We start from the raw sequence: 7,888 nt of genomic DNA, 5'->3' as shown, positions 1-7,888 counted from the left end.
CCAGCCTTCCGCAGCTTCTTCTTGGTCAATTAACCAGCTATCGTAGCCGTTCATTTTGCCCACCTCCGTGCTAAACGTTGTTTTAACGATAGTTTCGGAGTACAATAGAACTCGAAAATAAAATTATTAAGCGTCTTAGCTGTCCACGTACTACCAATACGTGAGCAGCTTTTTTCGTACTCAAATTTAGGCTTTAGCGATACTTTGCGTACTTCCAATTCGTTCAACCTCCTTAAATTTGTCAAAAAGATTATTCAATTCTTCAATCGTGATCTGTTTGTAAAGCACGTTTCCAATCCGGAATGTAAATTTCATCGTCTTCATCTCCTTAAATTCCAAACCAGCTAGCAACTTCATGACGCTTGAACCATAATGCAGTTAGCGCGCAGCCTACTATTGCTCCTTCAATCATTGCTATTTCCTCCTATCCTGCTTGCGTTTATTCTCTTCTGCTCGCCAACGGCTAACTTCCGCCCAATTATATTGGCGGGCCCCTAATGCAACATCAGACGGCAATGGGTAGTCTTCACGTCGCGCCAAGTTGCTTATTTTTGCGGGTGAAACATTCCATTCAGCAGCAAGTTCAACACCTTTGAGCCATTTTTTAGGCTGTCCGCCTGCCTGATACTTAGGATTCTTTTTAATGGAAACCACTTGCATCTTTTATCACTCCTATCCACCGGTACTATCATTTACCTCATCAATCACATGTTGCAGTTGCGACATCGTTATGCCTGCATATTCAGCCTGTTTTATTAATGCTGTAATCTCAGCGCTAATCTCCTCGACATACTCTCTTGGATAACGTTGAATGATTAAATTTTGCTCCGGAGTTCTAAATTTAGGCTCCGTTGTAATTGCAGCCTCAAATTCTGGTTCCAACTGCTCTCGTTGACTTTGCTCCGTTCGTTGCTTTACCAAGGCAGAAAACATGTCGCCTTTAAGTTTTCGATCGCGTTGGAACGAAATCGTGCCGTAGTCCAAACTCGCAGCAGTATATTTCAAACGTAGATCATTAATTGCATTCGCTAACGTCCACCTAGTCTGTGGGTCAGTCTTCTTAAGTCCCGCTCTAATTCTTGATACAGTGCTTTCAGAATAATGTGCCTTATCAGCAACTTCTCTCTGCTTATGTCCGCCCATACGTTCGAAGGTTAACGTTAGCTCTTCTGCGAATCGGTTCCGCATTCTGTCACCTCCTGAATTTTTGCAAGTATCTTATGATTTCTTGCAAAGGCAACTCCCTATAATTTAAATAGAGATGTAATCCATTTGCCGAATCTTGAAACTGTTTTCGTTATTGATGTGCTGGAACATAATCCTCAGCTTCTCATCACTCGTTGCTTCAAGTGAAACCCGGGGTGTCTCCGGGAAATAACGAAGTAGTGCGTTGATTAAAACATCTCTTGTTATTGGCTTCATTTTGACGTCTCCTTATTTACTCGTATTGTGTACTTTATCTTCAAAAAAATAAGTCCATTTAACACGTTCTTTTGAAGATATATCGTTCATTCTTACAGCCATTTTCTTAGCTCTACCAACACTTGGTGTTCTATGTCCTTGTTCGTAAGACGCTAAAGTTGTCTCTGGCATATCAAGAAATTCAGCAGCCTTTTTTTGCGTTAGTCCGTTGATGTCTCTCCACTCTTTTAACCAATGACGCATGTTAACACCTCCTAACTAAGTAATACGTTTCGCGTACCTTTGATGCTTACTAATATAATACAATTCGCGTACTTAGTCAACACATAAATACTCTAAACGAGTATTTTTTTATATTTTTGTACAAAATACGCATTATGCGTAGTAATCTTATAATTAACGAAGGAGGCCTATCAATGTTTGCTGAACGCCTTAAAGAATTACGAAAAAGAGAAGCTGGTCTAACGCAAGAGAGATTAGCAATGCAATTAGGCATGGCCAAAACAACACTGGCTTCCTATGAACAAGGAAAACGACAGCCAGATCTTGAAACACTTTCTAAAATTGCAGATCGTTTTTCCGTGACAACTGACTACTTGCTTGGAAAAAATGGCACACCAAAATGGGCAACCAAGAAAGATACCATTGACCTGAAGGATTTTCTTGAAGCAAATGAGGGTTCGATGACCTATGGGGGTGAAGATCTTACTGAAGAAGAAAAACAACAAGTGCGTGTGGCCATGGCAACAATATTCTGGAAACGCCACAAGCATGATTAGGAGTTGTACCTATGGATAGAGTAAAAGATATCGTTAAAACTATTGTCAATCGTTATCACACAGCGGACCCGTTTGTAATTGCGGAAAAGCTTAACATACAAGTGGAATGGTGTGATTTTGGGGCAATGCCTCTGGGTAAAAATGCTTATGACAGCCAAGAGCCTATCATACTACTCAATAATTCTATTAAACACACGCCTACACAGTATTTCATACTCGGTCATGAGCTGGGACACGTTATATTCCATGAGGGGCTGATTGGGTACTACACTTCCGTTAAACATGGACATTCTAAGTTTGAACGTGAAGCTGATGAATTTTCAGTTGGATTGATGGGAATGTTGTTTATTGAGGAGAATGGCCATATTCCCTATTCATACAGAGAACTGGCCCATCAATACGGAGTACCATCGGATATCGATGATTAAGGGAAAAACTAAAAAAATATGTCCAATAAGCTGATCGACATTAAAAGCTGTTAAAAGAGGAGGAACTTCAGCATGAAGACAAAGAATTTAGCACTTACCAACGGAATCGTGGGATTAGTTGGTGGAATCATCTTATTATTCGGGGGCTGGTTTGTCGCTGGTGGCGCCCTAAACGACGCAGCAACTGGATCAGCAACAAGCACATCAGGTACAGTGGCTTTATTAAACATTTTAAAAATTGCCATTTTAGCATTAGGCATCATTGCATTAATTTATTATAAAGGCGATTCAAGAGTAAATACTGCACCAGGTGTTTTACTAATTGTCGGCGGCGCAATCGCGCTTATTCCATTCTTAGGTTGGATTGGCGGGATTATCGCTATTATTGGTGGTTCTTTGTATTTAGCCTCCCTAAAAAACTTTAATCAACCACAACAATAGCGCAATTCACTATTTTGGAGGATATACTTCAGGTGTCAAATGCGGATTAGGTGCGAACTTTAACGTTACTTTCACCAATGGAGCATTGAGTGGCAAAACTCAGTCTGATATGAAATAGCAATTTATAACTGGCCCTTAATTGGGCTTTCACGCGAGCGTAGTTCAACGGTAAAATAGTGCTTCTTTTCTTGCCAATTATTAGTAATCACATAAGCAGGTTCGACTCCTGCCGCTCGCATAGAGGTTCTTAACTCAATCAAACATAGGAGAATCACCAATGTTCAATTCTTTAACTTATTTTTTAAAAAGCCTGTCCTCCATTAAATGGAGCACTGAGCTATTATTTGTGGCAATTATATCAGTATTAGTTGCATATTTTCTCTATAAAAAGCTTCATCACTAATTGATTACAAACGTGGGTGTAGTTCAACGGCAGAACGGCAACTTCTTATGGGATACCCTTCCCTTATTTCTTATTGCCATGCGGGTTCAACTCCTGCCACTCACATTGACCAGTCAGGATGTCATTAAAAGCTAGAATATATTTTCAGGAGGATATTTAATTGATTCAAGAATTCAAAGAATTTATCTCACGTGGTAATGTAATGGATTTAGCAGTCGGCGTTATTATTGGGGCTGCATTTACTGCTATCGTTAAATCATTGGTTAATAATTTAATAAATCCACTAATAGGTGTTTTTTTAGGGCAAATTGATTTCTCTAGCCTTGTTTTAAAAGTTGGCAATGCTACTTTTAAATACGGTTCCTTTATTAATTCTGTCATTAATTTTTTGATTATTGCATTTGTGGTATTTTTACTAGTCAAAATGATTAATAAAATTATGCCTAAGAAGGAGGATGTCGAAGCCGATCCTATTCCAACAGCCGAGGAAAAATATCTTTCAGAAATTGTATCATTATTAAAGCAACAGAAAAAATAATTGCAGTAAGAAATCAGGTGTCATTTATGGAAAAATCAGAAGATTTATCTACTAATGATTGGAAACAAGCACAGTCTGCCGTCTTCAAAGAGTACGAAGATTTTATTAAAAGAGTTCAAGAAAATGGTGTAGACTATGCTATTCAGCATGCAAGACGTTTAATAAATTACCAAAAATTAGTTACCGAATGGCAACATAAAACAAATATTTTAATGGACGATCTATCTAATAACCCCGTCGCTTTAAGTGTTTTTAAAGACTTAGAAGAAGGAAACGAAAGTCATGTTTTGAGTAGAGCTTACGAGATTATGAAAATGTGGCCAGAGTTCAACCCAGAACCATTAACCATTTGGCTAGAGCTCATCGAAGACTCAGATGATGAATAATAAAACTAAATGTCAAAGGAAGAATTTCAAATGAAGATTATCAACGTCGCATTGCATGTTAAACCAGAACTCAAAAAAGAATATGAAGATTTCATTCATGAACTTGTTATTAATTCAGCACAAGAAGCTGGTAATGAATTCTATGGACATTTCAAAAAGTTAGACAGTGATAATGATTACGAAATTATCGAACACTGGAAAGATCAAGAAGCCGTGGATTTCCATAATGACACCCCTCATTTCCAGAAATTTTTAGCACACGTCAGTGACTATCTAACTTCAGAACCAGAAATTACCAGAATGGATTATTAGTTTTCTCGCTTTGCAATTAAGTGAAAAATAGCACTTATTTGCAAAGTTTCCGGACCTTTAGCTCAGTTGGTTAGAGCAGACGGCTCATAACCGTCCGGTCGTTGGTTCGAGCCCAACAAGGTCCATTCACGCGAGTGTAGTTTAGTGGTAAAACGACAGCCTTCCAAGCTGTAGTCGCGGGTTCGATTCCCGTCACTCGCTTATACCCCATCACGGGGTATATATTTTTATTTTTTTATAGAACATAAGTTCGAATCAAGGAGGCTTATTATGGCAACCATTTCAAAATATCAGTTAAAAAATGGCAAAACGCGATATCAATACAATATTTACGCTGGAACTGACAAAGGTACCGGTCAGCGAAAGAAGATCCATCGTCGTGGGTTCACCTCTTACAAATCAGCCAGTGACGCTGCAAAATTAGTAGAAGCAGAAATAATTTCAAACAAACGAAACGTTACACCTCAAAAAGCTTGGAATTTGGGAGAATTTCTAGACTATTGGATAACTCATCTTAAGTTAAATGTAAAAGAAGGTACACGTATTGTTCATCGTGAAAACATTGAGACTTATATCAAGCCAAGAATTGGTAGCTATCCATTAACCGAGTACACTCTCGTAGAACATCAGCGCTTTATCAATGGTCTTTTCAGCGAAAAAGGAGTTGGAAGAAAAAAACAAGGCCTAAGCTGGGCTACCGTAAAATCAATAAATGGAACACTTTCTAACGCTCTAAAAAAAGCAACACAGCTCGGGTTTATTGAGTCTAATCCAACTATTGGCGTTGAGTTTTCCAGGAAATTCAAGCCTCAAAAACGTGAACTTCGTTACTATACTCTTGATGAAGTTAATATTTTTCTGGAAACAGCCAAACAAGAACAACAACCATCATGGTACCCCTTCTTCCTGCTAATGTTCGACTGCGGTTTACGACTCGGCGAAGATTTGGCATTGAGATGGTCTCGGGTGGATTTCAACAAGCGCACTTTGACAATAGACCAAAATAGACTCTACCGGGCTGAAGCTGACCAAAAAAGGCAGCTTAGAGAGTCCGGTGAAGTAATTGATGACTCTTACCTATCAATTACCCTGGACAACCCCAAAACAGAGCACAGCTCTCGTAATGTACCGTTAACTGCTCGTGCTTATACTGCATTACTAGAGCTGCGTAATAAGCAATCAGCATTGCAAAAAGTAGTTACAATTAACCCAAATCTGCAATCTGATCCCTCAAGCGATTTTGTATTTAGACGTTTCTATTTAACTGCTGGCAATGTTGGTGAGCCTATATCTTCACGAGGGGCTGAAGGTGCCATGAAGCGCATTGCTAAAAATGCCGGCCTAAAACATCTCAATGTTCATGGATGCCGCCACTCATTCGCAGTGCGCTTGCGTGAAGCTGGCGTCGATATGGAAAACATCAGAGACTTGATGGGCCATGTTGATTTGACCACTACTCGTATGTATGCAGAAGTTACTCCCAAGATAAAAGAAGATGCGATGTCAAAGCTGGAAGATTATTTGAATAGTAGCAATTAAAAAAGCCCCAAAACGCATTTTTTACGCTTTTAGGAACCACAATGGGAACCATTTAAAGCAAAACAACGTTTTGGAGCTTTATTAATTTTAAATATTAGTGTGTCACAAACCCTTATTTACTAAGGCGTGAGGTTAACTTCTTAGTTAATTCTTCGTATCCAGGCTTGCCAAGTAAGGCGAACATGTTGTTCTTGTAAGCTTCGACACCTGGTTGGTTGAATGGGTTGATCCCGTTCAAGTAACCAGAAATGGCAACAGCAGCTTCGAAGAAGTAAATCATGTAGCCTAACGTGTAAGCGTCTTGGCCAGGGATGTTAACGACCATGTTAGGAACACCGCCATCAACGTGGGCCATAATAACCCCTTCAAAGGCTTTGGTGTTAACTTGAGCCATCGTCTTACCTTCAAGATACTTCAAGCCATCAAGGTTTTCAGTTTCCTTAGGGATGTCAACGTCACTAGTGGCGTTGTCAACTTTAACAACCGTTTCCATCAAGTTACGACGACCTTCTTGGATATATTGACCCAAGGAGTGTAAGTCAGTGGTGAAGTTAGCTGATGATGGGTAGATACCCTTTTGGTCTTTCCCTTCAGATTCACCCATTAATTGCTTCCACCATTCTGAGAACATCGCCATATTTGGTTCGTAGTTTTCAAGAATTTCAGTGGTATAGCCCTTCCGGTACAAGATGTTCCGGTAAGCAGCGTATTGGTAAGCTTCGTTCTTAGTTAAGTCCGCATCTTTGTATTCAGCAGAGGCGTCACGCGCACCCTTCATCATGGCATCGATGTCGCCACCAGAAACGGCGATTGGCAATAAACCAACTGGAGTCAAAACAGTGAAACGACCACCAATATCATCAGGAATAACGAATGATTGGTAACCTTCGGCGTCGGCTTCTTGCTTCAAAGCACCGCGCTTGCGGTCAGTCGTCGCATAGATCCGTTCCTTAGCACCAGCTTCGCCATACTTAGCAATTAAACGTTCCTTAAATACACGGAAAGCGATTGAAGGTTCAGTCGTCGTCCCGGACTTAGAAATGATGTTAACTGAGAAGTCGCGGTCGCCGATTAAGTGAATTAAATCGTTGACGTATGATGATGAGATTGAGTTCCCAGCAAAGACAACTTGTGGGAATTTACGGTCTTCACGTGAAAGTGATGACCAGAAGGTTTCATGTAAAAATTCAATGGCAGCCCGGGCACCGAGGTATGAACCACCGATCCCGATTACTACTAAGACGTCAGAGTCTGATTGAATCTTCGTAGCGGCCGCTTTAATACGGTCGAATTCTTCCTTATCGTAATCAGTTGGTAAATCAATCCAGCCGCGGAAATCATTACCGGCGCCAGTACCTTCACGCAGCTCCTTATCAGCAGCTGTGACCATTGCTTGCATTTCACCAAGTTCATTTTCGTGGATGAACTTAGTTAAATTAGAGCTGTCAAATGAAATGTGTGCCATTTATTATTACCTCTTTCTAAACATATTTAACAACTCACATTATACAATACGAACGAAGCGAATGAAAAGCGCTTACCGCCTTTTTTCGTATTTTTTCGTAATTTATGTAAAAAACAATCATATTTATGGTAGATTGCAAATTTAATCCGAATTTTTGGACAAATTGTTCAGCATA

12 protein-coding genes, 4 tRNA genes and 1 pseudogene are annotated in these 7,888 nt (G+C 39.8%); 12 read left to right on the top strand and 5 right to left on the bottom strand.

Going from position 1 to position 7,888, the window contains the following annotated elements:
* Positions 1-186: 186 nt before the first annotated feature.
* From DY78_RS16715 to DY78_RS00865, 4 genes are all read right to left on the bottom strand, one after another.
* Positions 187-315 carry a hypothetical protein gene (locus tag DY78_RS16715; protein ID WP_134144313.1) on the bottom strand — a complete coding sequence of 43 codons (129 nt, stop codon included), beginning with the start codon at positions 313-315 and terminating at the stop codon, positions 187-189.
* Positions 316-414: 99 nt separating this feature from the next.
* Complete coding sequence (locus tag DY78_RS00875; RefSeq protein ID WP_024623924.1) at positions 415-660, bottom strand: hypothetical protein; 246 nt, start codon at positions 658-660, stop codon at positions 415-417.
* Between the two features lie 12 nt (positions 661-672).
* Complete coding sequence (locus tag DY78_RS00870) at positions 673-1,188, bottom strand: hypothetical protein (RefSeq protein WP_024623923.1); 516 nt, start codon at positions 1,186-1,188, stop codon at positions 673-675.
* Positions 1,189-1,434: 246 nt separating this feature from the next.
* Complete coding sequence (locus DY78_RS00865) at positions 1,435-1,665, bottom strand: helix-turn-helix domain-containing protein (RefSeq protein ID WP_024623922.1); 231 nt, start codon at positions 1,663-1,665, stop codon at positions 1,435-1,437.
* Positions 1,666-1,838: 173 nt separating this feature from the next.
* Between DY78_RS00865 and DY78_RS00860 the strand changes: the two genes are divergently transcribed.
* The 12 genes and pseudogenes from DY78_RS00860 (at position 1,839) to DY78_RS00820 (ending at position 6,248) form a co-directional block, all read left to right on the top strand.
* Complete coding sequence (locus DY78_RS00860) at positions 1,839-2,201, top strand: helix-turn-helix domain-containing protein (RefSeq protein WP_011101082.1); 363 nt, start codon at positions 1,839-1,841, stop codon at positions 2,199-2,201.
* Between the two features lie 11 nt (positions 2,202-2,212).
* The gene (locus tag DY78_RS00855; protein ID WP_056993485.1) at positions 2,213-2,629 is read left to right on the top strand and encodes an ImmA/IrrE family metallo-endopeptidase; all 417 of its coding nucleotides are present in this window, start codon (positions 2,213-2,215) and stop codon (positions 2,627-2,629) included.
* A gap of 72 nt (positions 2,630-2,701) precedes the next feature.
* Entirely contained in the window at positions 2,702-3,070 is a 369-nt protein-coding gene (locus DY78_RS00850; protein ID WP_024625831.1) for a hypothetical protein, read from the top strand.
* Between the two features lie 19 nt (positions 3,071-3,089).
* A pseudogene (locus tag DY78_RS16580) lies at positions 3,090-3,188 on the top strand (DUF3862 domain-containing protein); the annotation flags it as partial.
* A 33-nt stretch (positions 3,189-3,221) separates the two neighbouring features.
* Positions 3,222-3,308, top strand: a tRNA-OTHER gene (locus DY78_RS15915).
* Between the two features lie 177 nt (positions 3,309-3,485).
* A tRNA-OTHER gene (locus DY78_RS15910) sits at positions 3,486-3,578 on the top strand.
* Between the two features lie 55 nt (positions 3,579-3,633).
* Entirely contained in the window at positions 3,634-4,011 is a 378-nt protein-coding gene (gene mscL, locus DY78_RS00845; RefSeq protein WP_024625832.1) for a large-conductance mechanosensitive channel protein MscL, read from the top strand.
* Positions 4,012-4,037: 26 nt separating this feature from the next.
* Positions 4,038-4,397 carry a hypothetical protein gene (locus tag DY78_RS00840; protein ID WP_024625833.1) on the top strand — a complete coding sequence of 120 codons (360 nt, stop codon included), beginning with the start codon at positions 4,038-4,040 and terminating at the stop codon, positions 4,395-4,397.
* A 30-nt stretch (positions 4,398-4,427) separates the two neighbouring features.
* Positions 4,428-4,709, top strand: a complete 282-nt coding sequence (locus DY78_RS00835; RefSeq protein WP_022638129.1) for a putative quinol monooxygenase — start codon at positions 4,428-4,430, stop codon at positions 4,707-4,709.
* 51 nt (positions 4,710-4,760) lie between these two features.
* Positions 4,761-4,834, top strand: a tRNA-Ile gene (locus DY78_RS00830).
* A 5-nt stretch (positions 4,835-4,839) separates the two neighbouring features.
* A tRNA-Gly gene (locus tag DY78_RS00825) sits at positions 4,840-4,910 on the top strand.
* A 69-nt stretch (positions 4,911-4,979) separates the two neighbouring features.
* Positions 4,980-6,248 carry a site-specific integrase gene (locus tag DY78_RS00820; protein ID WP_024625834.1) on the top strand — a complete coding sequence of 423 codons (1,269 nt, stop codon included), beginning with the start codon at positions 4,980-4,982 and terminating at the stop codon, positions 6,246-6,248.
* Positions 6,249-6,360: 112 nt separating this feature from the next.
* Here DY78_RS00820 and DY78_RS00815 read toward each other — a convergent pair whose 3' ends face one another.
* Positions 6,361-7,713 (bottom strand): glucose-6-phosphate isomerase, encoded by a 1,353-nt coding sequence (locus tag DY78_RS00815; protein ID WP_024625835.1) that lies wholly within the window; start codon positions 7,711-7,713, stop codon positions 6,361-6,363.
* Positions 7,714-7,888 lie beyond the last annotated feature (175 nt).

The organism is Lactiplantibacillus fabifermentans DSM 21115, from assembly GCF_000498955.2.
GTDB classification, from domain to species: Bacteria; Bacillota; Bacilli; order Lactobacillales; family Lactobacillaceae; genus Lactiplantibacillus; species Lactiplantibacillus fabifermentans.
Note: the sequence above shows the minus strand (reverse complement) of the source record. Positions and strands in the feature narration are given on the sequence as shown.

What these genes read in the sequence shown, in the direction of transcription:
- DY78_RS00815 (WP_024625835.1), bottom strand. Translation starts at nt 7,713, where the DNA reads ATGGCACACATTTCATTTGACAGCTCTAATTTAACTAAGTTCATCCAC.
- DY78_RS00855 (WP_056993485.1), top strand. Translation starts at nt 2,213, where the DNA reads ATGGATAGAGTAAAAGATATCGTTAAAACTATTGTCAATCGTTATCAC.
- DY78_RS00835 (WP_022638129.1), top strand. Translation starts at nt 4,428, where the DNA reads ATGAAGATTATCAACGTCGCATTGCATGTTAAACCAGAACTCAAAAAA.
- DY78_RS00840 (WP_024625833.1), top strand. Translation starts at nt 4,038, where the DNA reads ATGGAAAAATCAGAAGATTTATCTACTAATGATTGGAAACAAGCACAG.
- DY78_RS00865 (WP_024623922.1), bottom strand. Translation starts at nt 1,665, where the DNA reads ATGCGTCATTGGTTAAAAGAGTGGAGAGACATCAACGGACTAACGCAA.
- DY78_RS00820 (WP_024625834.1), top strand. Translation starts at nt 4,980, where the DNA reads ATGGCAACCATTTCAAAATATCAGTTAAAAAATGGCAAAACGCGATAT.
- DY78_RS00870 (WP_024623923.1), bottom strand. Translation starts at nt 1,188, where the DNA reads ATGCGGAACCGATTCGCAGAAGAGCTAACGTTAACCTTCGAACGTATG.
- DY78_RS16715 (WP_134144313.1), bottom strand. Translation starts at nt 315, where the DNA reads ATGAAATTTACATTCCGGATTGGAAACGTGCTTTACAAACAGATCACG.
- DY78_RS00860 (WP_011101082.1), top strand. Translation starts at nt 1,839, where the DNA reads ATGTTTGCTGAACGCCTTAAAGAATTACGAAAAAGAGAAGCTGGTCTA.
- DY78_RS00875 (WP_024623924.1), bottom strand. Translation starts at nt 660, where the DNA reads ATGCAAGTGGTTTCCATTAAAAAGAATCCTAAGTATCAGGCAGGCGGA.
- DY78_RS00850 (WP_024625831.1), top strand. Translation starts at nt 2,702, where the DNA reads ATGAAGACAAAGAATTTAGCACTTACCAACGGAATCGTGGGATTAGTT.